We start from the raw sequence: 23,360 nt of genomic DNA on the forward strand, positions 1-23,360 counted from the left end.
ACCTCTGATATTATGTCTCAACCTTCATCGTAATGGCTACAGCCCCAGCATCTTCTGCCTTAACCAACACTGTGTTGCAACCTCATCCACCGCCTTCTGCTCCTTCGTGGAGACTTCATCCCGTAGATCGTGCCGTTTTTCATCGAGCGTCATGGCGACCACTTTTTCCTGACAGGCGGCAGCAATCAGGTTTTTCTGGATGCGAGTTTCTTTAATTTTAGCCAGCGTTTTCTCCTGCTCTTGCCAGGCAATAACCGTGCGCAGCGTGCCTTTGTATCCGGTCACGTTTTTGAGTGATTCAACAGAAGGGGTATCAACGCCGGTACCGGTTTTTTGAATGAGATAGCCGAGAGCTTTGATGTTATTTTCAAACCCCGTACAAACCTGCTGCTGCTTAGCCAACTGTACCGTCATGTCTTTGACTGATTTATCCCGCAGACGCTGCAATTGCGCCAGGGTATCAATAATTTGCCGCATGATTATTTACCTTCCGTTTTCTTTGCCAGCGGAAAAAGGGTCTGTAAACGACTTTGCACCAGCTCCAGAGAGGCGGGTTCACTGACTTCCTGGCGCAGAAAACGCTCAATGGCGGGGAACACTTTAACGGCCCTGTCGACGCCGGGGTCGGCACCTGCCACATATCCACCTAGCGGGATCAGCGGTTTAATTTCCATATAGGCGGCATAGTTTTGCTTGAGCAGTCGAGCCGACTGTTGGTGCTCATGGGGAGTCACCTGGGTCATACATCGGCTGATTGACTGCCCAATATCGATAGCCGGGTAATGGCCAGCCTCCGCCAGCTTGCGGGTCAGTACAATGTGTCCATCAAGTACCGCACGTGCGCAGTCAACGATCGGGTCCTGCTGATCGTCCCCTTCAGCCAGAACCGTGTAGATTGCGGTCATTGACCCTTCGCTTTCACTGTTGCCCGCGCTTTCCACCAGCTTCGGGATCATGCCAAACGCCGATGGAGGATAGCCTTTGGTCGCCGGTGGCTCACCCAATGAGAGGGCAATTTCACGCTGCGCCATGGCATAACGCGTTAACGAATCCACCAGCAATAGCACGTGATGACCACGGTCACGAAACCAGGCGGCAATCGAGTGACAAAGTTCTGTCGCTTTCAAACGCATGAGCGGAGATTCATCCGCTGGGGCAGCCACAACAATCGATTTTGCCAGCCCTTCCGCGCCCAGCGAGTGATCGATAAATTCTTTCACTTCACGACCACGCTCACCAATCAACCCAACGACGACGATATCTGCTTTAGTCTGGCGGGTGATCATCCCCAACAACACGCTTTTCCCCACACCGCTCCCGGCCATCAGCCCTACGCGCTGGCCCTTACCGATGGTCAGTAACCCATTGATCGCCTTCACGCCAACGTCCAGCGGCTGATTCACCGACCGACGCGTAAGAGGGTTGATAGACGGCGCTTGCGGTGGCAGTACGTCATTACCGGTCAGGCGTCCTTTGGCATCCAACGGTTCGCCCAAACCATTAACTACCCGACCCAACCAGCCTTCGCCTATCAGGATCTCTTGTGCTTTTTCTTCAGGAAATACGCGCGCCCCCGCCATTAAACCGACGGGGTGCTTGAAGGGCATCAGGTAGGTGATATCGCGGTTAAATCCCACCGCCTGCGCATCGATGAGCGTATGGTTGGCGCTTTCGACGCGGCACAACTGTCCGGTCATCAGCGGACAGCCCACGCTCTCCAGTAGAATGCCGTTCATCCTCACTAGTCGCCCGGCAACCCGGGCAAGCGGTATCGACTCAATAGAACGCAGCGCGTTGTCAAAGACGGAAAGGTCACTCACCCTGCGGCTCCGGGAGCAGTGTCTCTTTAAGTGCCGTCATGCATTGCTCAAGCCGATGTTCGCAGCCAATATCCAGTTCGGACTTATCGGTAATCACCCGGCACTCACCCGCATGCAAATCAGGTGATGGCGTCAGCCCCCATTCGGTAACCTTTTCCGGCGCGGCATCTTTGATACGGTTAAATTCTTCATTACTCAACAGAACCTGTAACGACTCGGGCGTGGTCGGAAAGGCCGAGATCGCCTCTTCTACCAGCGATAGTAACTGTGTCGGTTGCAGCGCCAGTTCACAGCGAATCACCTGACGGGTGACCTTTTCAACCAACTGCAACAGGTCTTCCCGCTGTTTACGCTGAATATGCGCCAGATAGTCATTCACTTTGCCGGAGATGCCGTCCAGAGGTTGTGCTGCCTGGGTAAACTGTTTACGCCCTTCCTGCTGACCCGCAAGGCTACCTTCGGTATATCCCTGGCGCGTACCCTCCTCGTGGCCCTTTTGATGCCCTTCCTGAAAGCCCTGCTCCTGACCTTCCGTCATGCCCTGTTCAAAGCCTTTTTGCAGCCCTTCCTGGAAACCGTCCATTAACTGACGTTGATAATCCGCCGGTGTAATCCCCGGAGTGAGCTGTTCAGCCTGCAGATGACGCTGACGCGGAGGAAAGCGGTGCAGTCGGTAACGACCACGAATGGTTTCAATCGCCATGCTTTACTCCGCCGTCTGTTCAGCAAAAAGCTGTAGCTGAATTTCACCCGCTTCTTCAAGCTCGCGGGCAATCCCCATAATTTCGCGGCGGATTTGTTCAATACGACTTACCGGGACTGGGCCCAGACGTGAAGTTATCGCCTCCAGCTGTTGTACCTGGCGCTTAGGCATCACCGCATAAATAGAACGACGTAACAGTGCTTCGGTACCTTTCAGCGCCACCGCCCAGTCTTCCATCGGCACTTCGTCGAGCAGACGGCGACGCACTTCGTCGCTTTGGCGACTCAAAATAAAGAAGTCGTACATTTCATCCTGAAGTTGCTCGAGGACGTCTTCATCGCGTTCGCGAAGCTGATCGAGGATCTGCTGTTGGTTGCCCTGGAAGCGGTTGACGATATCCGCCGCCTGCTTGATACCTTTCACCTTCGAGCCATGTTCGGACAGCACCGACAGCCCGCGTTCGATCAAACGATCCAGTTCATCCACGACATCACGGTTCACATCGTTCAGCTTGGCAACCCGATAGAGGATCTCGTTTTGCACCGACTCGCTCATATAAGACAGCACTATGGCGGAGATTTCCGGTGTCAAAAAGGCCAGAAATACGGCCTGCAGTTGCAAATGTTCTTCTGAGATCAATATCGCCAGTTGACGCGGCTCTACCCATTGCAAACGCGCCATTCGGGAGCGGATCTCATCGCCGTAGATCCCATTGATCACACTGCTTGCGATTTCGGTCCCCAGTGCTTTATTGAGGATCCCTTGCAGCATGGAGCGCGACGCACCGTTGATGCCGCTCTGCTCGCGAAACTCATCAAAAAAGTTATTGATCACTTTTTTCGCCATACTGGTTTTCACCCCAGACAGACGCGCCATATTTTCACTCAGACGAACCACCTCTTCGCGGCTGAGCTTCTGCATCACCGTGGCTGCCGCCTCCTCGCCCAGACACAGCAATAAAATTGCGGCCTGTTCCAGGTAGCTGTTGTTTCCGCCGTTACTTGTTGTCAATTCGCTCATTGCTGGTTATCCATTGTCTGAGAACTTCAGCTACGCGATCGGTGTCGCTCATCGCCAGTTTTTGCAGGAACTCCAGCTTCACTTCCAGACCGGAACTCTGCGAAGGCAGACTGTCGTCGCCAGGGAAAGAAGGCAGTTCGATATTTTTGCGTTCATCTTCAGCGACCGCAAAATGGGGTTTATCCGCCGGAATAGCGATCGGTACGGCATCCAGCGCCAGTTCTGGCGTCGACGTCCTGCGACGTTCTGCCGTCAGTCGTTTCATTACCGGGCGAACCACAAACAGAAGCAGCAGCAGAGCAAGCAGGCCACAGCCAATCAGACGAACCCATGACAGAATGCTGTCATCCTTCCAGAACGGGAGCACTGGCTCGACAGGGGTTGCCTGCACAACAAAACTGAGTAACGAGAGTGAAAGATTATCGCCACGCTTAGCATCAATCCCGGCGGCATTATTCAACAGCGCCGTCAGCTGTGTGGTTTGTTCCGGCTTCCAGTTTTTCAACGCTGGCGCGCTCTGGTTTAGCACCACCGCCACATTCAAGCGCTTAATATCAAATCCAGGATGTTGAATATGTTCGACGCTGCGATCCCAGGAGTAGTCGCGCTTGTTTTCACTGTGCTTCGACAGGGCAGCAGGTTCGCGAGGTTCCTCTGGTGCATTCGGATTGGCACCATTTCCGATCTGATTTGCCGCCAGCGGAGGACGGTTGCTCAGCGAGCCAGGAATGCCCATGGCGATTTGGTTGGTATCGCTATCGAGCACCGTTTCTTCACGATTAACCTTCGGCGTGTCACCGTAATGCTCCTGGGTTTCATCAATATTGCTCAGATCGAGATCCGGCATCACACTCACCCGATAATTTCCCGGTCCGACCAGGGAGTCGAGGACATTCGCCATGCTGGCACGGGTCTTATCCTGGATATCTTTCAGGATCTGATCGCGCTTACGCGTTGTCGCAGAAATCGCTTCACCTGCGCCAATGCCGTCGGACAGTAAATTTCCCGCCTGGTCGACAACGCTGACCTTCGAGGCATTCAGATTGGGTACGCTGCCGGATACCAGATGCACAATGGCATTAACCTGGTCCATATCCAGTTTGCTGCCATAATGCAGGCGAACAACAACCGAGGCGCTGTTTTGCGGCTCGTCGCTGACAACAAATGAGCTATCTTCATTCAGCGCCAAATGCACGCGGGCGGTTTCGACAGCATCCAGCGTCATGATGCTCTGCGCCAGTTCGCCTTCCAGGCTCCGCTTATAACGGATGTTCTGTACAAACTGACTGGCTCCCAGTACTTCATCTTTGTCCATCAGTTCATAGCCGCTAGGCAACATCGCCTGAACGCCTTTGGCTGCGAGTGCCATCCGCGTTTTGGACAGCGCGTCTTCCGGCACCAGAATTTGCCCACTTTCAGGGTCAATACGGTATTCCAGTTTTTCGCCATCTAGCACGGTGACGATCTGCGAAACCGGGAGATTCTCCTGGCGACCGTAAAGCGAAACATAGCCGTGGTTCCCATTCCACAGCACGCTGACAATAATCGCCGTGGCCGCAATAGCGGCTGCCGCCAGTAACGCCAGTCGTTTATTACCATCGAGTTTGAAAGAGAGCGACGGTAAAAACTGAGTGAGTTTTTTTATTAATTCATTCATAGCGTTAGACTGACATGCTCATCAGGTCATTGAATCCGGAAGCGACTTTATTTCGTACCTGCACCAGTGCGGAAAACGATAGCGATGCCTGCTGGCTGGCGATCATTGCTCCTGCCAGGTCATCGCTTTTCCCCATCTCAATGGCCGTTTGTTTTTGCTCAGCAACCTGTTGAAATTGATCAACATGATTGAGTGCGCCTTGCAGGACACGATCGAATGAGACCGGTGATGATGCCAACTGCGCGCCGACGGCGTTAATTTGCATCGGCGAAAGTACGGGTGCCTGGGCGACCGCTTGCATCTGCTGCATGTCCTGCATCATCTGCGTCTGCATCGTACTGGCTGGGGCTATCGTATTTATGCTCATGACCTACTCTTAAAATGAAAAATGCGCTCTCTGTACCACATACTGATTCAGGAGAAGATTTCGATTCCCTGTTTTCGCATTGACGCCAGACGATAACGAAGTGCGCGCGGGGTAATTCCTAATAAATCAGCAATTTTGGTTTTATTGCCCTGATATTTATGCATCAGGTCGGCGATATATTGATACTGTGCACTACGCCCATGCTGGCCCAGGTTGTCGCTTTGGGTAATTTTCAGACCTGGTTTAGGTTGCCATTCCGGTTCGCTCCAGGAATCCGATCCCACTGATGGCAGACCTAAAGTATCGGGATAAATCACCCCATCACGATTAAGGATCATTCCTCGTTGGATCGCGTTTTCAAGCTGGCGCACGTTGCCCGGCCATGCATAGCTGAGTAATGCACGGCGTGAGGACTCAGAGAGTTTGATATTCTTGACCAGCACCGTGGAGTATTTTTTTATGAAGGATTCTGCCAATGGAATAATATCTTCCATACGTTCACGAAGCGGTGGCATGGTTACAGGAATAACCGACATACGATAATAGAGGTCTTCTCTAAAACGACCCGCAGCAACTTCTTCCTCAAGATTTTTATTCGTACAAGCAATTAAACGGAAGTTAAGTTTTATTAACCGATTACTGCCTAAACGTTCAACCTGTTGTTCCTGCAATACACGCAATATCTTGGCCTGTAGCGCCAAAGGCATATCACCGATCTCATCGAGCAGTAATGTGCCATTATTGGCTAATTCCATTTTCCCCGGTACGGTAGCCACAGCCCCCGTAAATGCACCTTTGTCATAGCCAAACAAAGTCGCTTCTAGCATATTCTCAGGAATAGCGGCACAGTTAACACCAATATAAGGTGCGGATGGATCCTGTGCAAACGCAATAGAATGTATAAACTTTGCAACACATTCTTTACCTGTACCCGTTTCACCATGAATAAGGACAGGAACATTAAAATCGGCAATACGCCTGGCCAGCGCAAAGGCATTGATGCTGGAAGCCGCTTCGGCAATAAGTTCAAACATGATTATTTTACACTTAGAAGTAAAGTTAACATCCGTTACGAGAAATATACAAATCATTCCAAAGCACAATCATCGAATAATAGATATCGCCCGTGCCATGTTTTAATCCCATCCTTGCTCATGTTTTACCGTTATCTCAATAACGGCCCACTCAAGACTAAACTCAAGTAAGGTTTTTCCTAAAAAAATACTACCACTAGTACTGTTAACAATCTTAAATTAAAAGATAATAAAAATATTATCACATAAAAAACAATGACTTATAAAATAATGAGCATGAAAAACAAGCACAAAAGCGAGATAAAGGGGATAGCGCGAAAAGAGGGAGGCATCGCACTTACGCAATTAATTATTTTTTAATTACAGTTCAACACCATTAATAACTTGCAGAGCAACTGGACAAACTATCTAATATCCAGCCCTACATCAGAGAAGATCGTAGGCAACGCATTCCGTACCTAATGGACTCCAACAATATGAGAATAGCGTCAAGGATGAGCAATAAATTAAATGGATTTGTATTTACTTTGATAACTGCGGGATTTGATATCAATTCATCCGCCCCCAAAATTACAGCTGAGAAAGTGTACCATGCTGAAATATAGTCAAACGCCCGGGATCTTTAAACTTGAAGGAAACCGGCTTGGGCGTCCATATCATCGTTTACCGACTATGTTCACAGGTAATTTTGATACAATTGAATCACATCTCGGAAACTATTTTCTGAAAAAACATCGCACAAATATAACACTCCGAAAAATACATTGTGAGATGGATGTTATCAATAAAAGCGCTGAACTATTAGTTTCTCAGGTCGGCCATCTGGCCTTCGATATCGATCGCGCATTATTGTTAATGCTGTTAGGCAACTTTTATGGTTTAGCATCATCTCTTAGCGATGAAAATCCACAGGATGATTTACCGACTAAAACAGAAACCCGGTTGAAAAGTCGATTGGCTCAAGATATTAGCAATCTCATTTTTAATAAGAATACATCAGGCATTCCACTGACGCTCAAACCTGATAGCAGTACCGTCCAAACGCATTGGGCCTATCAACTAACATTTATATTAGGTGATGATGAAAATTGCAGTTTTAGGATCTTATTGGATGATTCACACACTGATTACATTCTGAACTTAATTCGTCGTAGCGAGCACGGTGATAAAAAAAAGCAGATTGATAAAACCAATGCCGATGCGCGTAAAAAAACGCTGATAAAAGAAATCATTAATACACTACCGCTGACAATGAACGTCAAGATTGCAGAGATCCCCTTAAACGTTGCCGACCTGACAACGATTAAGCCCGGAGACATTTTACCTATTGCGATGCCTGATAGTTTCCCTGTTTATATCGGGAAATCCGAACTATTTAATGCCCTGATCGTAGAAGATAAAGACAAACTGTTTTTATCCGAGTTAACGAATAAGACTGAGAAATCCTATGAGTAAGCAAGAAGATATTTTAGAGCAAGGTTTTGAATTAGCCCCTGAAGCCAGCTCCTCGCCAGCACCGTCGGTTACCGAAAAGCTGGTCGCACGGTTAGAGGATCGTTTTTCCGAGTCCATGTCGCTACTCAAACGCATTCCGGTGACGTTAACGCTGGAAGTCTCTTCAGTGGAGGTCATGCTGTCCGACCTGCTAAACATTGATGATGATACCGTCATTGAGATGGACAAACTCGCGGGCGAACCGCTGGATATTAAGGTGAATAATATCCTGTTAGGCAAGGCCGAAGTGGTGGTGGTCAATGAAAAATATGGCCTGCGCGTCCTTGAATTCAACACTCATGAAATCAACGATCTGGCACCATGAAAATCGCACCAAAACTCACTCTCATACTGGGTATCTCTATACTTCTACTGCCCCCTTTTGCCTGCGCGCAAGGGGGAGATATCCCGTTATTGAATGTGATCTCGCACGGTAACAGCCAGGAATACAGCGTCAAAATTCAGGTCCTGCTTCTGATGACGCTGGTAGGCATTCTGCCGACTCTGGTGCTAATGATGACCTGCTTTACACGTTTTATTATTGTTCTTTCTCTGCTGCGCCAGGCGCTGGGCCTGCAGCAGACACCGCCTAACCGCATCCTGCTTGGCATTGCGCTGTCCTTAACCATGCTGGTTATGCGCCCTGTTTGGCTCAACATTTACGATCACGCCGTAGTACCGTTTGAAAACGACCAGATCACGCTTCCTGACGCACTGAGCACCGCTGCCTCCCCCCTGAAGCGCTTTATGTTGGCGCAGACGAACAAAAAAGCGATCGCACAGATCATGACGATTGCCAATGTGAAAGGGAATGCCGCCGATCAGGATCTCTCCATTGTGGTTCCTGCCTATGTGCTGAGCGAGCTGAAAACAGCCTTTCAGATAGGCTTTATGATTTACATCCCGTTCCTCGTGATCGACCTGATCGTTGCTAGCGTGCTGATGGCGATGGGGATGATGATGCTATCGCCGCTGATCGTTTCTCTGCCTTTTAAGCTGATGCTCTTCGTGCTTATTGATGGCTGGGGGCTTACCGTCGGTACGCTCACCTCCAGTATTCGTGGTCTGGGCCTGGGATAAGTATGTTAACTATTGATGTAGCAGCTGATATTGTCGCCAGCGGTATAAAAGTCGTGATTATCCTGGTCTGCGTATTAGTCGTTCCCAGCCTGCTGGTCGGTATTCTGGTCAGCATTTTCCAGGCGGTCACGCAGATTAACGAACAAACGCTCAGCTTTTTACCCAGACTGATTGTTACCCTCGCGGTATTGGGGATTTGCGGGAAATGGATGATCGTCCAGTTGAGCGATCTCTGTGTGCATCTGTTCACTCAGGCCGCCATTCTGGTGCACTGACATGCGCGAAACAGACATTACGCAGCTAAGTAACCTGATCCTGGGCATGTGGTTTCCTTTCGTGCGCATTATGGCGTTTATTCGCTACGCGCCGGTACTGGATAACGCGGCACTGACGGTGCGTGTACGCATTATTTTATCGCTGGCGCTGGCTTTTATCATTACCCCATTGATCCCGCATCCCGTTCCCACCAGCCTGCTGTCGATGAACAGTATTATTCTGAGCGTGGAACAGATCCTGTGGGGCATGCTTTTCGGCCTGATGCTGCAGTTTTTGTTTCTGGCGCTGCAACTGGCGGGGCAAATCCTCTCGTTTAATATGGGGATGAGCATGGCGGTGATGAACGATCCCAGCAGCGGCGCATCGACGACGGTACTGGCGGAAATGATCAACATTTACGCGGTAATCCTGTTCTTTGCGATGGACGGGCATCTGCTGCTGGTGAGTATTTTATTCAAAGGCTTTACCTACTGGCCGATTGGCAATGCGCTGCATCCACAATCTCTTCGCACCATTTCCCTGGCGCTGGGCTGGGTGTTCGCCGCAGCCACACTGCTGGCGCTGCCAACCACCTTTATCATGCTGGTTGTACAGGGCTGTTTTGGCCTGCTTAACCGCATTGCGCCTCCGCTCAACCTGTATTCCCTGGGCTTTCCTATCAATATGCTGGCGGGGCTGGTTTGCTTTGCGACCTTGCTTTACAACCTGCCCGACCACTATTTGCACCTGGCGAATTTCGTCTTACAGCAACTTGACGCGCTGAAGGGCCACTATGGCAGATAGCAGCAGCGAAGAAAAAACAGAAAAACCCTCGGCGCAAAAACTTCGCAAGGCCAGACAAGAGGGGCAGATTCCGCGCTCAAAGGACATGGGGCTTGCCGCCAGTCTGTTTGCCGCGTTTATGGTGATCTCCAGCAGCTTCCCCTGGTATGAAGATTTCGTGCGCGAAAGCTTTATCAGCGTGCATCAGTACGCGCAGAACATTAATGACCCGGACATCATCGGTCAGTTCCTTGAACATCATTTGCTGATTTTAGCGAAATTTATCCTGACGCTGTTACCGATGCCGGTCGCCGCCCTGTTTGCCTCACTGGTACCTGGCGGATGGTTATTCCTGCCGAAGAAAATTTTACCGGACTTCAGCAAGTTAAGTCCGCTCAAAGGGATCGGGCGTCTGCTTTCAACCGACCACCTGGTTGATACCGGCAAGATGACGCTGAAGGCACTGGTCCTTTTGGTCATGTTGTGGATTAGCCTGCGCAATAACTTCGCGGCGTTTCTCGGGTTACAGGAGTTGTTCTTTAAGCAGGCGATTGTCGATGGTTTGTCGCTATATAGCAGCGTGATGCGCAATTTCGTCATCCTGTTTATTTTTTTCGCCCTGATCGACGTTCCTTTGGCTAAGAAAATGTTCACCAAAGGGCTGAAGATGACCAAACAGGAAGTTAAGGAAGAATATAAAAATCAGGAAGGTAAGCCGGAAGTTAAAGCCAGGATCCGCCGTTTACAGCGTCAAATGGCGATGGGACAAATTCGCAAAGTTGTACCGAAAGCCGATGTGGTGATCACTAACCCGACGCACTACGCCGTGGCACTTCAGTATGACCAATCGCGCGCCGCCGCGCCTTTCGTTGTCGCAAAAGGGACGGACGAAATTGCGCTGTATATTCGCCAGGTGGCGACAGAGAGCAAAATTGAAATCGTCGAATTTCCAAAGCTGGCACGTTCGGTCTATTACACCACCCAGGTGAATCAACAAATTCCGTTTCAACTTTATCGGGCGATTGCCCACGTTCTGACCTATGTCCTGCAAATGAAACACTGGCGTGACGGTTCACAGGCACGCCCTTCACTGAACAGACATATTTCCATTCCAAAAGAGGTTCTTAAACTGGATGCCGAAGACAACTAAGCAATTTCTGGCACTGCTGCGTAACGGTAATATCGGCGTGCCGCTGGTGATCCTGTGTATTCTGGCGATGGTGATCCTGCCGTTACCGCCTGCCCTGCTGGATATTCTGTTCACTTTCAACATCGTGCTGGCGGTGATGGTGCTGCTGGTGGCCGTTTCCGCAAAACGACCGCTTGAATTCAGCCTGTTTCCGACCATTTTGCTGATAACCACCCTGATGCGACTGACGCTGAACGTGGCGTCAACGCGCGTGGTTTTACTGCATGGGCATATGGGCGCAGGTGCAGCCGGTAAAGTGATTGAGTCCTTCGGTCAGGTGGTGATCGGCGGTAACTTTGTGGTCGGTTTTGTGGTGTTCATCATCCTGATGATCATCAACTTTATCGTTGTCACCAAAGGTGCGGAACGTATCTCCGAAGTGTCTGCCCGCTTTACCCTGGACGCCATGCCCGGTAAGCAGATGGCGATTGATGCCGATCTGAACGCGGGGTTGATTAACCAGGCTCAGGCGCAAACGCGACGTAAAGACGTGGCGGGTGAAGCGGATTTCTATGGCGCAATGGATGGTGCGTCGAAGTTCGTGCGTGGTGACGCCATCGCCGGGATGATGATTCTGGCGATCAACCTGATCGGCGGCGTGTGCATAGGGATCTTTAAATATGATTTAAGCGCCGAAGCCGCGTTCCAGCAATACGTACTGATGACCATCGGTGACGGCCTGGTTGCTCAGATCCCATCTTTGTTACTGTCGACGGCGGCAGCAATCATCGTTACCCGCGTGAGCGACAGCGGTGATATCGCGACTGATGTGCGTAGCCAGCTATTGGCCAGCCCTTCCGTGCTGTATACCGCCACCAGCATTATGTTCGTGCTGGCGGTTGTGCCCGGGATGCCTCACTTTCCGTTCCTGATTTTCACTGCTCTGCTGGGGTTTACTGCCTGGCGTATGAGCAAGCGCCCGAAAGTCGCCGAAACTGAAGAGAAAAACCTCGAAACGCTGACCAAAACCATCGTTGAAACCACCGAGCAACAGGTCAGTTGGGAAACCATTCCGCTGATTGAACCCATTAGCTTGAGTCTGGGATATAAGTTGGTGTCGCTGGTAGATAAATCCAAAGGAAACCCGCTGACCCAACGTATTCGTGGCGTGCGACAAGTTATCTCGGATAGCAATGGCGTTTTGTTACCTGAAATCCGCATCCGTGAAAACTTCAGGCTCAAGCCCAGCCAGTACGCCATTTTTATAAACGGCATTAAGGCAGATGAAGCAGATATCCCATCGGATAAGCTGATGGCACTGCCGTCCAGCGAAACCTATGGTGAGATTGATGGTGTTTTAGGTCACGATCCGGCATACGGCATGCCCGTCACCTGGATAGCCCCGGCGCAAAAAGCAAAAGCGTTAAATATGGGGTATCAGGTCATTGATAGCGCCAGCGTTATTGCCACGCATGTGAATAAGGTCATTCGCAGCTATATTCCCGACTTGTTTAATTACGACGATATTACCCAGTTGCACAACCGACTGTCTTCAATGGCCCCTCGGCTGGCGGAAGATCTCAGCGCGGCGTTGAACTACAGCCAATTGTTGAAGGTTTATCGGACGCTGCTTATCGAAGGCGTTTCATTACGCGATATCGTAACGATTGCAACTGTGTTGGTCGCCAGTAGCGCCATCACTAAGGATCATATTCTTTTGACGGCAGATGTTCGCCTGGCGCTTCGTCGCAGTATTACCCATCCGTTTGTGCGCAAAGATGAGTTGGCGGTATATACGCTCAATAACGAGTTAGAGAATTTGTTGGCAAACGTGGTCAATCAGGCGCAGCAAAGTGGCAAAGTGATGCTCGACAGCGTACCGGTCGATCCGAATATGCTTAATCAGTTCCAGACCAATATGCCGCAGATAAAAGAACAAATGAAAGCAGCAGGTAAAGAACCGGTATTGTTGGTCGCTCCGCAGTTACGTCCACTGTTAGCACGGTACGCACGCCTGTTCGCACCGGGGTTACAGGTGCTGTCTTATAATGAAGTTCCTGATGAGCTGGAATTAAAAATTATGGGGGCGTTGAGCTAACGCTGGATTAGGCGGCATTTTAGGTGCCGCCTTTTTTATTAAAGAATTGTATTTTCGGTAAGAATACGACGGGCACCGAGATAATGATCCTGCCAGAAAGGTTCGGACAACGTGCTTACCCGAATCGTTTCGCCGGTACGTGGCGATTCAATGAATTGTCCCTTCCCCAAATAGACGCCCATATGATCGGCAATATCCCGACTGTGAATATGGAAAAACAGTAAATCACCGCGACGCAAATCACGGTTAGCGACGATCGTCCCCCGCCGATAGTGATACATTTCATTCGCTGTACGGGGCAGTTTCGCCGCCAGGATTTTATTGTAGGCGTAGAACACCAGCCCACTACAATCAAAGCCGTCTTCAGGATTCGTCCCTCCCCACAAGTAGGGTTTACCCAGTTGCTGCTCAAGACGATGGATAGCCACTTCAGTGATGTTGTGCAAATGATCGCTACTAAGAAAATGATCGTTCTCAGCCAGTTCTTGCCAACGATGATCGCTGGCTTTTAACGGACCGGGGAACCATTCTGGGTGCTGCTTAATGAGGCTCCGGTTCTGTAGACGTAGCGCTTTTTTACTTTCCGCATTGCCTTCCACAATGTAACTCGCCTGCTTTTTTAACCGTGTGTGATACTGCTTCAACAGTCGGGCGCGGTTACGCATACGCTCATGCGCCGCATAGCTTACATGCGCGTCGGATAAGGAAGGCTGAACTTTGGCTACAGACGGTAGTGAAAACACAACACACAAAGACAGCAGACCCGGCAAAAGGCGTCGGGGTGCAGTGGCAAATGACATGAAAAAAGAATACCTGATCAAACACGTTCGCCGCAGTCTACCGCTATTACTGGGAGTTCCGTTTTAATATTCAATTATTAAATAATTAATTTTTTAAATTCAATACATTAGCCATTCTGCATTAATAAGAGGAAATGAAGTACGGCAACCAGCAAAATAGGCCAGTGTCTGACTGCCTTTAAGCGCAATTTTCCGTATAAAGAAAAACTAAAGTGTAAACGCTGCACGAGAGACTTGCGAAAAACTCTCTTGGTGCTAATGTGAGCGCTCCAAATCCAGATTTATCCGATTTGGGGACTCTATTTGCCGTCCTGGCGTGTGTAACCGTTTTATCAAGGAATAAGCAGTATGCGTAAAATCGCATTTTTTCTTGCGATGCTTTTATTACCGTGCGTTTCATTTGCCGGTTTGCTGAGCAGTAGCAGCCCAACCACGCCTGTCAGCAAAGAATATAAGCAGCAATTGATGGGTTCCCCTGTCTATATTCAGATCTTCAAAGAAGAACGCACGCTGGATCTTTACGTCAAGATGGGCGAACAGTATCAATTGCTCGACAGCTACAAGATCTGTAACTATTCCGGCGGGTTAGGACCAAAACAACGTCAGGGTGATTTTAAAAGCCCGGAAGGGTTTTACAGCGTACAGCGCGGGCAGCTCAAACCGGATAGCCGCTTCTATAAAGCGATTAACATCGGTTTTCCTAACGCCTACGACCGCGCTCACGGCTACGAAGGTAAATACCTGATGATCCACGGTGCCTGTGTTTCCGTCGGCTGCTATGCGATGACCGACAATGGCATTGATGAGATCTTCCAGTTTGTCACCGGTGCTCTGGTGTTCGGCCAGTCCAGCGTTCAGGTGAGCATTTACCCATTCCGCATGACTGACGCCAACATGCAACGCCATAAGTTTTCGTATTACAAAGAGTTCTGGTCGCAGCTAAAACCGGGATACGATTACTTTGAACAAACGCGTAAACCACCGACCGTTTCCGTCATCGATGGCCGTTACGTCGTCAGCAAGCCGTTGAGTCATGAAGTCGTCCAGCCGCAGCTGGCATCAAACTATACGCTCCCCGAGACAAAATAGCGCCCACTCACCAGGCATAATCTTTTGCCAGGTTTCATTGCCCGTCAGCGGTTGAGTGGCAATCACGGTGACCACATCATTGGGTGTGGTCTCTGAGCTAAAATCGATTTCCACATCCTGGTCCAGCAACGTTGCCACGCCGAATGGCGCACGACGCGTGATCCAAAACAGATTGGTCGAACAGAAGGCCATCACGTAGCGACCGTCGGACAGCAGCATGTTGAAGACGCCCTTCTCACGCAATTCCCCAGCCAGCACTGCAATATATTTAAACACCGCAGCCATGTTACCAGGCGTGCGCGGATACCGCTCAACCAGTTTATGTAGCAGCCAGCAGAACGCTTTTTCGCTATCGGTTTCACCGACCGGGCGGAAATTACCGGTTTCCAGCGATTTGTAGCCGCCGAGCTGTCCGTTATGGGCATAGGTCCAGTTGCGTCCCCACAGTTCACGTGTGAACGGATGGGTATTTTCCAGCGCCACTTCCCCCCGATTCGCCTGACGAATATGGGCAATCACGGAGCAGGATTTGATGGGATAGTCTTGTACCAATTTGGCGATAGGCGAATTAAAGCTGGGTTGCGGATCTTTAAACGTACGGCAGCCCTTACCTTCATAAAACGTAATACCCCAGCCGTCTTTGTGCGGCCCAGTACCTCCCCCACGCTGAACCAGCCCGGTGAAGCTAAAGCAGATATCGGTTGGCACATTGGCGCTCATCCCGAGCAGTTCGCACATACATCACCTCCACAAACGCCTTAAAGCGGGAAGGCGTAATTGTTGCAGCCAGTTTGGATTCAAAGTAGCAAATAAAACCGCCTCCTATACCCTAAATAATTCGAGTTGCAGGTAGGCGGCAAGGGAAGGACAAATTCGTCTGGAACGAATTTGAACAGCCAAAGGCTGCCTTCGGTGAGGGACATGGATGTCCCTCATTAAATCCCCAGGAGCATAGATAACTATGTGACTGGGGTTTCTGAGTGCAGCCAACGCACCTGCAGCTTGAAGTATGACGGGTATAGTTATTTAACCATCTCTTTTTCGATAAGCTGAATCAGGATATGGATAACTTTGATATGAATTTCCTGAATACGGTCAGCATAGCCAAAATGAGGGACACGAATTTCAATATCTGCGCTGCCGGCCATTTTGCCGCCATCTTTGCCGGTCAGGGTTATGACTTTCATTCCTTTCTCGCGCGCAGCGGCAATTGCTTTGATCACGTTTGCCGAGTTACCGGAGGTCGAAATGCCTAACAGAACATCCCCTTCACGCCCTACCGCTTCAACATAGCGAGAGAAAATATAATCGTAACCAAAATCGTTGCCGACACAGGAGATATGGCTAACGTCAGAAATGGCGATTGCCGGATAGCCTGGACGGTTTTCGCGATAGCGTCCGGTCAGCTCTTCAGCAAAGTGCATCGCGTCGCAATGAGAGCCGCCGTTACCGCAGGAAAGTACCTTACCACCAGCTTTAAAGCTGTCTGCCAACAGGACCGCCGCGCGCTGAATGGCGTGAATATTGGCGTCATCTTTAAGAAAATTAGCCAGCGTTTCCGCCGCTTCGCTCAGTTCGTTACGAATAAGATCCTGGTACATGAGGATATCCTTCAGCATGAATGTAAATGACAAGATGCAGTGTACCGGATAGCGCTACACGCGAGAAGCACAAGCCAACGGAATGCAGTGGGCTTTTGATTTTTTGTGCCGGTGAAAACAACAACAATGTGAGCGTTGTTGTAATTATTTTGTAAACACATTGCTAAAAGAATTCACATATACTACAACCATATCATCACAAGTGGTCAGACCTCCTACAAGCAAGGGAGCTTTTCGATATGATGATTTTGAGTATTCTCGCAACGATTGTTCTGCTCGGCGTCCTGTTTTATCACCGCGTGAGCTTATTTCTCAGCAGCGTAATTTTGCTCGCATGGACGGCGGCGCTTGGCGTCGCGGGCCTGTGGTCAGTCTGGCTGCTGGTTCCTCTGGCCATTATTCTGATTCCGTTTAACTTTACGCCGATGCGTAAATCAATGATCTCTGCGCCGGTGTTCCGCGGTTTTCGCAAAGTCATGCCGCCGATGTCGCGCACCGAGAAAGAAGCGATTGATGCCGGTACCACCTGGTGGGAAGGCGATCTGTTCCAGGGCAAACCTGACTGGAAGAAATTGCACAGTTATCCGCAGCCGCGCCTGACAGCAGAAGAGCAGGCTTTTATCGATGGTCCGGTCGAAGAAGCGTGCCGCATGGCAAACGACTTCCAGATCACCCACGAATTAGCGGATCTACCGCCAGAACTGTGGGCGTATCTGAAAGAACACCGCTTCTTCGCGATGATCATCAAGAAAGAATACGGCGGTCTGGAATTCTCCGCGTATGCACAGGCTCGCGTTCTGCAGAAACTCTCCGGCGTTTCAGGGATACTGGCGATCACCGTCGGCGTACCTAACTCATTAGGCCCAGGTGAACTGCTGCAGCATTACGGTACCGAAGAGCAGAAAAATCATTATTTGCCGCGTCTGGCGCGTGGTCAGGAAATCCCATGCTTTGCGCTGACCAGCCCGGAAGCAGGCTCCGACGCAGGGGCGATCCCTGATACCGGCGTGGTCTGCATGGGTGAATGGCAGGGCCAGCAGGTGCTGGGTATGCGCCTGACTTGGAACAAACGCTATATCACACTGGCACCTATCGCCACCGTACTGGGTCTGGCGTTTAAACTCTCCGACCCGGAAAAACTGCTGGGTGGTGAAGAAGATCTGGGCATTACCTGTGCGCTGATCCCAACCTCAACGCCGGGCGTGGAAATTGGTCGTCGTCACTTCCCGCTGAACGTCCCGTTCCAGAACGGCCCGACGCTGGGTAAAGATGTCTTTGTCCCTATTGATTACATCATCGGTGGCCCGAAAATGGCCGGTCAGGGCTGGCGTATGCTGGTGGAATGTCTGTCTGTTGGTCGCGGTATTACTCTGCCGTCGAACTCAACAGGCGGCGTGAAGTCGGTCGCTATGGCAACGGGTGCCTATGCGCATATTCGCCGCCAGTTCAAAATCTCTATCGGCAAGATGGAAGGTATTGAAGAGCCACTGGCGCGTATTGCTGGTAACGCCTACGTGATGGACGCTGCGGCGTCACTGATTACCTACGGCATTATGCTCGGTGAAAAACCGGCTGTTCTGTCCGCTATCGTAAAATATCACTGTACCCACCGCGGGCAGCAGTCAATCATCGATGCAATGGATATCACCGGCGGTAAAGGCATTATGCTTGGCGAAAGCAACTTCCTTGCCCGTGCTTATCAGGGCGCACCAATCGCCATTACCGTTGAAGGTGCCAATATCCTGACCCGTAGCATGATGATCTTCGGCCAAGGGGCGATTCGTTGCCATCCATACGTGCTGGAAGAGATGGCGGCGGCACAGAACAACGATGTGAATGCGTTCGACAAACTGCTGTTTAAACATATTGGTCACGTTGGCAGCAATAAGGTACGCAGTTTCTGGCTCGGCCTGACACGTGGCTTAACCAGCAGCACGCCAACCGGCGATGCGACCAAACGTTACTACCAGCACCTGAACCGTCTGAGCGCCAACCTGGCACTGCTTTCAGATGTGTCCATGGCCGTATTGGGCGGTAGCCTGAAGCGTCGCGAGCGTATCTCCGCTCGTCTGGGCGATGTGTTAAGTCAGTTGTATCTGGCTTCTGCCGTGCTGAAGCGTTATGACGATGAAGGCCGTAATGAAGCCGACCTGCCGCTGGTTCATTGGGGCGTACAGGATGCGTTGTATAAAGCGGAACAGGCGATGGACGACCTGCTGCAAAACTTCCCGAACCGTTTAGTTGCCGGGTTGCTGAATGTGGTTATCTTCCCGACCGGTCGTCACTATCAGGCTCCCTCTGATAAGTTGGATCATAAAGTTGCGAAGATTTTGCAGGTGCCGAGCGCGACCCGCTCACGCATCGGTCGGGGTCAGTACCTGACACCGAGCAAATACAATCCAGTCGGCCTGCTGGAAGAAGCTTTGCTGGACGTGATTGCCGCCGACCCTATCCACCAGCGTATCTGTAAAGAGCTGGGTAAAAACCTGCCGTTTACTCGCCTGGATGAACTGGCTCGTAACGCGCTGGCAAAAGGGCTGATTGATAAAGACGAAGCCGCCATTCTGGTGAAAGCCGAAGAAAGCCGTCTGCGCAGTATCAACGTGGATGATTTTGCACCAGAGGAGCTGGCGACCCAGCCGGTAAAGCTGCCAGAGAAAGTGCGTAAAGTCGAAGCCGCCTGACGCTTACGCACGACTTTTCAGCCCCGCTTAACGCGGGGCTTTTTATTGCCACATTTTCGCTAATGCTCATGCTACAGTGTAAAAATGCTGTTCAACGAGGAGCCTCGATCGTGCCAGGTTTGAAAATTTCGCTTCTGCAACAACCGCTGATCTGGATGGATGGCCCTGCCAACCTTCGCCATTTCGACAGACAACTGGAAACCATCACCGGACGTGACGTCATTATATTGCCCGAGATGTTTACCAGCGGGTTTGCGATGGAAGCGGCCAATACGTCGCTTTCGCAGGAAGAGGTTGTTGACTGGATGCACGCCAAAGCGCAACAGACGAACGCCCTGGTCGCGGGCAGCGCCGCAATCCAATCTGAACGCGGCCCGGTAAACCGCTTTTTACTGGTTGAACCCGAAGGTAATGTACATTTCTATGACAAGCGCCATCTGTTCCGAATGGCGGATGAGCATCAGCATTATCAGGCTGGTGAGGAGCGCGTTATCTTTGAATGGCGCGGATGGCGCATTCTGCCGTTAGTCTGTTACGACCTGCGTTTCCCGGTATGGTCACGCAACCGCAACGATTACGACCTCGCATTGTATGTCGCCAACTGGCCTGCGCCGCGTTCGCTGCACTGGCAGGTTTTGCTCGCCGCGCGGGCGATTGAGAATCAGGCTTATGTAGCAGGATGTAACCGTGTGGGAACTGACGGTAACGGCCATCATTATCGCGGTGACAGCCGGGTCATTAACCCACAGGGCGAGATTATTGCCACCGCCGAACCGCATCAGGCCACGCGGATTGATGCAGAGCTGTCACTTACAGCATTGCGCGAGTATCGCGAGAAGTTTCCTGCCTGGCAGGATGCCGACGCTTTCATGCTCTAGCTCCCCTCAGCTCTCCCGCTGCGGAGCGTTTTTCACGTGGCGGGATTGTTTCACTCCGTAACTAACCGCAAAACAAATTCGCGTGGCGACATGCCTCAGGCAACGTATTCTGATTAAGATAATCACACATAAATTTCCTTATCAGGATATCAAAATGAAGAAATTCGTACGCATGACTTTGCTGGCAGCGACCCTGGCAGGTGCCTCTTTTAGCACACTTGCAGCAAACGTATCCAACGTTCCGGCCCCGGCCCAGGATCCGGTGGTACAACACCTGAAACTGAGCAACGACCAAGTGGCACAGATCAAAAAACTGCACCAACAGTTGGAAACCAATGTCAGCCAGATCTCGGTGAACGACGTTAAAGACGGCGTACTGATTGACGTGATCAAGTCCGGAAAATGGGATGAAGCCGCCGTCAAGAAGCAACTTGCCGCATTTGGCAACATCGAACAGCAGGCGCGTTATTACCGTGTGAAATACTACTTTGACCTGAGCAAAGTCCTCACACCTGAGCAGCGTAAGCTGGTGCAAAAAGACATTGCACAGACGCTGGGCGAGTAATAACCAAAGCCCACAATTATGCTTAATTGCGGGCTTTTATTTTTGGCGAGCTAAAACGACGAAAGCCTGAATCATTGCTGATTCAGGCTTTCTGAATAGTGGCGGAATGGACGGGACTCGAACCCGCGACCCCCTGCGTGACAGGCAGGTATTCTAACCAACTGAACTACCACTCCGCGTTGTGTTCCGCTTGGGAACGAAGCGAATATTACGGATTGCCACACGCCTCGTCAACGCTTTTTCTCACGTTTTTTAATCGTTTGCTGCAAAAATCACCCGAATAGCCATTTCTTCATGCTAAACGCGCAAACTATGCTCGCCAGAGGCAACTTCCACCCTTTTTCTGTACCAGGTCGAGGCGCGACTCATGGGCCGCTAACTCTTCATCAGTGGCAAAAACAACACGTAGCTTGCTGGACTGACGGACAATACGTTGGATCCCGGTATCATTCTGCTGCTGGCTGTCGCCTTCCATTGAAAATGCCATGGTGGTCTGCCCGCCGGTCATCATCAGATAAACGTCGGCCAGAATCTGGGCATCGAGCAATGCGCCGTGCAATGTACGCTTGCTGTTGTCTATCTCATAACGCGAGCATAGCGCATCAAGGCTGTTACGCTTACCAGGAAACATCTTCCTCGCCAGCGCCAGGCTATCGGTCACTTTACAGAAGGTGTTGGTTTTCGGGATATCGCGATGGAGCTTAGCGAACTCATAATCCATAAAGCCGATATCAAACGATGCGTTATGGATGACCAGCTCCGCACCGCGGATATAGTCGAGAAACTCATCGGCAACATCAGCAAAAGTGGGTTTATCAAGCAGGAACTCATCCGCGATACCGTGTACACCAAACGCTTCCGGATCCACCAGCCGATCGGGCTTCAGGTAAACGTGGAAGTTATTGCCGGTCAGGCGTCGGTTCACCACTTCAACCGCACCGATCTCAATGATCTTGTGGCCTTCGTAGTGGGCGCCGATCTGGTTCATACCGGTGGTTTCGGTATCGAGGACGATCTGTCGTGTAATTCCAGTGCTCATAGCGGTCATTTATGTCAGACTTATCGTTTATATCGATCTCTAAAACAGGAAGTCTACCAGAGATGCTTAAACAGGTAGAAATTTTCACCGATGGTTCTTGCCTGGGAAATCCAGGGCCCGGCGGTTACGGGGCTATTTTACGCTATCGCGGACGAGAAAAAACCTTCAGCGAAGGATACAACCTCACCACCAATAATCGCATGGAGCTGATGGCGGCCATCGTTGCGCTGGAAGCCCTGAAAGAACAATGCGAAGTGGTGCTCAGTACCGACAGCCAGTATGTGCGTCAGGGTATTACCCAGTGGATCCACAACTGGAAAAAACGCGGCTGGAAAACGGCAGATAAAAAACCTGTCAAAAATGTCGATCTGTGGAAACGTCTGGATGCCGCGCTAGGGCCGCACCAAATCAAATGGGAATGGGTCAAAGGCCATGCGGGCCATCCGGAAAACGAACGCTGCGACGAGCTTGCGCGCACCGCGGCGATGAGTCCCACTCAGGATGACGTTGGGTATCAGCCCGAGGCTTAAGCGTCCGGTTTCCGGTATTGCCGGGTTGCACCAACGGCCTGGCGGATACGCGCTTTGCTTTTATTTTGTTTCATCGGGTTAAGCGTAAGCGGGATGGTTCGCTTGCGCGCGATAACCAATTGCATACATCCCAACGCCGGAATATGCGCACTTAACATTTTTCCCCCGTGCTTCTTCCAGGGTAAAACGTGAAAACGGCTGGAGTGCAGTACTTCAAAGTTCAACAAAGAGAGCCAATCCAGTTGGCGCATCAGCGTAAACATTCGACTGTTATAAGGTGACGTTTTACGTAATACCGGCACCAGTTTGCGCAATCCCATCAGGCTAACTGGGTTGAATCCGCTCAAAATTAACCAGCCATCGTCGATAAGCACACGATCGGCCTCGCGCAGTAACCGATGCGGATCGGAGCACCAGGGCAGCGTATGAGCCAGCAAGCAGACATCAACGGACTTATCGGCAAAGGGAAGATGCAGAGGATCCGCCAGCACCTGCATTGGCGTACCTTGCGAAGAAACATTTACCTGATGAGAAACCGCGCACGCTTCGGAATTGATTTCTGCGCTTAAATTACCAATCTTAAGCAGATGAAAACCGTACATTTTTGCGAACCACGGGTTAAGCTGATACTCCAGCGCCTCACGGTAGTGCTCGCCCCAGGGTAAATCATCCCAGCTAACGGGCGCTACGACAGTTTGAGGGATCCTTGCCGGTTTCATCACAACCTTCCGTTT

The 23,360-nt window shown here is 50.8% G+C and carries 23 protein-coding genes, 1 tRNA gene and 1 pseudogene; 12 read left to right on the plus strand and 13 right to left on the minus strand.

Going from position 1 to position 23,360, the window contains the following annotated elements; translation table 11 throughout:
• Positions 1–36 precede the first annotated feature (36 nt).
• Genes fliJ through E4Z61_RS12405 form a run of 7 tightly spaced genes read right to left on the minus strand, consistent with a single transcriptional unit; the run spans position 37 to position 6,601 of the window.
• On the minus strand, positions 37–477 hold the full coding sequence (fliJ, locus tag E4Z61_RS12375; RefSeq protein ID WP_135323032.1) for a flagellar export protein FliJ: 441 nt from the start codon (positions 475–477) through the stop codon (positions 37–39).
• A 2-nt stretch (positions 478–479) separates the two neighbouring features.
• The gene (gene fliI / locus E4Z61_RS12380) at positions 480–1,820 is read right to left on the minus strand and encodes a flagellar protein export ATPase FliI (RefSeq protein WP_135323033.1); all 1,341 of its coding nucleotides are present in this window, start codon (positions 1,818–1,820) and stop codon (positions 480–482) included.
• Positions 1,813–2,523, minus strand: a complete 711-nt coding sequence (gene fliH, locus E4Z61_RS12385) for a flagellar assembly protein FliH (protein ID WP_135323034.1) — start codon at positions 2,521–2,523, stop codon at positions 1,813–1,815. The genes fliI and fliH overlap by 8 nt, the downstream gene beginning before the upstream one ends.
• 3 nt (positions 2,524–2,526) lie before the next feature.
• A complete protein-coding gene (locus tag E4Z61_RS12390; RefSeq protein ID WP_135323035.1) occupies positions 2,527–3,543 on the minus strand; it encodes a flagellar motor switch protein FliG in 1,017 nt (338 codons plus the stop codon).
• Positions 3,521–5,200 (minus strand): flagellar basal-body MS-ring/collar protein FliF, encoded by a 1,680-nt coding sequence (gene fliF / locus E4Z61_RS12395; protein ID WP_135323036.1) that lies wholly within the window; start codon positions 5,198–5,200, stop codon positions 3,521–3,523. Before fliF ends, E4Z61_RS12390 begins: the two co-directional genes overlap by 23 nt.
• A gap of 4 nt (positions 5,201–5,204) precedes the next feature.
• Entirely contained in the window at positions 5,205–5,567 is a 363-nt protein-coding gene (fliE, locus tag E4Z61_RS12400; protein WP_135323037.1) for a flagellar hook-basal body complex protein FliE, read from the minus strand.
• Positions 5,568–5,614: 47 nt separating this feature from the next.
• Complete coding sequence (locus tag E4Z61_RS12405; protein ID WP_135323038.1) at positions 5,615–6,601, minus strand: sigma-54 interaction domain-containing protein; 987 nt, start codon at positions 6,599–6,601, stop codon at positions 5,615–5,617.
• A gap of 591 nt (positions 6,602–7,192) precedes the next feature.
• On the opposite strand from E4Z61_RS12405, the gene E4Z61_RS12410 reads away from it, so the two are divergent.
• The 7 genes from E4Z61_RS12410 to flhA are packed head-to-tail and all read left to right on the plus strand — an operon-like array spanning position 7,193 to position 13,440.
• Complete coding sequence (locus E4Z61_RS12410; protein ID WP_135323039.1) at positions 7,193–8,056, plus strand: FliM/FliN family flagellar motor switch protein; 864 nt, start codon at positions 7,193–7,195, stop codon at positions 8,054–8,056.
• A complete protein-coding gene (locus E4Z61_RS12415; protein WP_135323040.1) occupies positions 8,049–8,420 on the plus strand; it encodes a FliM/FliN family flagellar motor switch protein in 372 nt (123 codons plus the stop codon). The genes E4Z61_RS12410 and E4Z61_RS12415 overlap by 8 nt, the downstream gene beginning before the upstream one ends.
• Complete coding sequence (gene fliP, locus E4Z61_RS12420) at positions 8,417–9,175, plus strand: flagellar type III secretion system pore protein FliP (RefSeq protein WP_135323041.1); 759 nt, start codon at positions 8,417–8,419, stop codon at positions 9,173–9,175. Before E4Z61_RS12415 ends, fliP begins: the two co-directional genes overlap by 4 nt.
• Before the next feature lie 2 nt (positions 9,176–9,177).
• Positions 9,178–9,450: a flagellar biosynthetic protein FliQ gene (locus E4Z61_RS12425; protein WP_045440110.1), complete on the plus strand. Its 273-nt coding sequence runs from the start codon at positions 9,178–9,180 to the stop codon at positions 9,448–9,450.
• Between the two features lies 1 nt (position 9,451).
• Positions 9,452–10,234, plus strand: coding sequence for a flagellar biosynthetic protein FliR (fliR, locus tag E4Z61_RS12430; protein WP_135323042.1), 783 nt, complete (start codon positions 9,452–9,454; stop codon positions 10,232–10,234).
• A complete protein-coding gene (flhB, locus tag E4Z61_RS12435) occupies positions 10,224–11,363 on the plus strand; it encodes a flagellar type III secretion system protein FlhB (RefSeq protein WP_135323043.1) in 1,140 nt (379 codons plus the stop codon). The genes fliR and flhB overlap by 11 nt, the downstream gene beginning before the upstream one ends.
• The gene (gene flhA, locus E4Z61_RS12440) at positions 11,347–13,440 is read left to right on the plus strand and encodes a flagellar biosynthesis protein FlhA (RefSeq protein ID WP_135323044.1); all 2,094 of its coding nucleotides are present in this window, start codon (positions 11,347–11,349) and stop codon (positions 13,438–13,440) included. The genes flhB and flhA overlap by 17 nt, the downstream gene beginning before the upstream one ends.
• A gap of 38 nt (positions 13,441–13,478) precedes the next feature.
• On the opposite strand, the gene E4Z61_RS12445 is transcribed toward flhA, so the two are convergent.
• On the minus strand, positions 13,479–14,240 hold the full coding sequence (locus E4Z61_RS12445) for a C40 family peptidase (RefSeq protein WP_135323045.1): 762 nt from the start codon (positions 14,238–14,240) through the stop codon (positions 13,479–13,481).
• Between the two features lie 348 nt (positions 14,241–14,588).
• On the opposite strand from E4Z61_RS12445, the gene dpaA reads away from it, so the two are divergent.
• Positions 14,589–15,329: a peptidoglycan meso-diaminopimelic acid protein amidase gene (gene dpaA / locus E4Z61_RS12450; protein ID WP_135323046.1), complete on the plus strand. Its 741-nt coding sequence runs from the start codon at positions 14,589–14,591 to the stop codon at positions 15,327–15,329.
• On the opposite strand, the gene E4Z61_RS12455 is transcribed toward dpaA, so the two are convergent.
• Both E4Z61_RS12455 and lpcA read right to left on the minus strand, forming a co-directional pair.
• Positions 15,300–16,067: a class II glutamine amidotransferase gene (locus tag E4Z61_RS12455; RefSeq protein ID WP_135323047.1), complete on the minus strand. Its 768-nt coding sequence runs from the start codon at positions 16,065–16,067 to the stop codon at positions 15,300–15,302. The two genes, dpaA and E4Z61_RS12455, sit on opposite strands and share 30 nt — an antisense overlap.
• Positions 16,068–16,351: 284 nt before the next feature.
• Positions 16,352–16,930: a D-sedoheptulose 7-phosphate isomerase gene (gene lpcA / locus E4Z61_RS12460; protein WP_135323048.1), complete on the minus strand. Its 579-nt coding sequence runs from the start codon at positions 16,928–16,930 to the stop codon at positions 16,352–16,354.
• 239 nt (positions 16,931–17,169) lie between these two features.
• On the opposite strand from lpcA, the gene fadE reads away from it, so the two are divergent.
• The 3 genes from fadE to E4Z61_RS12475 all read left to right on the plus strand — a co-directional run bounded on the left by fadE (position 17,170) and on the right by E4Z61_RS12475 (position 21,057).
• Complete coding sequence (fadE, locus tag E4Z61_RS12465) at positions 17,170–19,614, plus strand: acyl-CoA dehydrogenase FadE (protein ID WP_135323049.1); 2,445 nt, start codon at positions 17,170–17,172, stop codon at positions 19,612–19,614.
• A 110-nt stretch (positions 19,615–19,724) separates the two neighbouring features.
• A complete protein-coding gene (locus tag E4Z61_RS12470) occupies positions 19,725–20,492 on the plus strand; it encodes an amidohydrolase (RefSeq protein WP_135323050.1) in 768 nt (255 codons plus the stop codon).
• A gap of 154 nt (positions 20,493–20,646) precedes the next feature.
• Complete coding sequence (locus E4Z61_RS12475; RefSeq protein WP_135323051.1) at positions 20,647–21,057, plus strand: Spy/CpxP family protein refolding chaperone; 411 nt, start codon at positions 20,647–20,649, stop codon at positions 21,055–21,057.
• 99 nt (positions 21,058–21,156) lie between these two features.
• Here the strand turns inward: E4Z61_RS12475 and E4Z61_RS12480 are convergent.
• A tRNA-Asp gene (locus tag E4Z61_RS12480) sits at positions 21,157–21,233 on the minus strand.
• 134 nt (positions 21,234–21,367) lie between these two features.
• Complete coding sequence (gene dnaQ, locus E4Z61_RS12485; RefSeq protein WP_205746867.1) at positions 21,368–22,096, minus strand: DNA polymerase III subunit epsilon; 729 nt, start codon at positions 22,094–22,096, stop codon at positions 21,368–21,370.
• Here dnaQ and rnhA point away from each other — a divergent pair.
• A pseudogene (gene rnhA / locus E4Z61_RS12490) lies at positions 22,050–22,626 on the plus strand (ribonuclease HI). The gene dnaQ and the pseudogene rnhA overlap by 47 nt on opposite strands.
• Here rnhA and E4Z61_RS12495 read toward each other — a convergent pair.
• Complete coding sequence (locus tag E4Z61_RS12495) at positions 22,623–23,345, minus strand: class I SAM-dependent methyltransferase (RefSeq protein WP_135323054.1); 723 nt, start codon at positions 23,343–23,345, stop codon at positions 22,623–22,625. The pseudogene rnhA and the gene E4Z61_RS12495 overlap by 4 nt on opposite strands.
• Between the last annotated feature and the right edge of the window lie 15 nt (positions 23,346–23,360).

The sequence above is a fragment of the Citrobacter tructae genome, from assembly GCF_004684345.1.
Classification (GTDB): domain Bacteria; phylum Pseudomonadota; class Gammaproteobacteria; order Enterobacterales; family Enterobacteriaceae; genus Citrobacter; species Citrobacter tructae.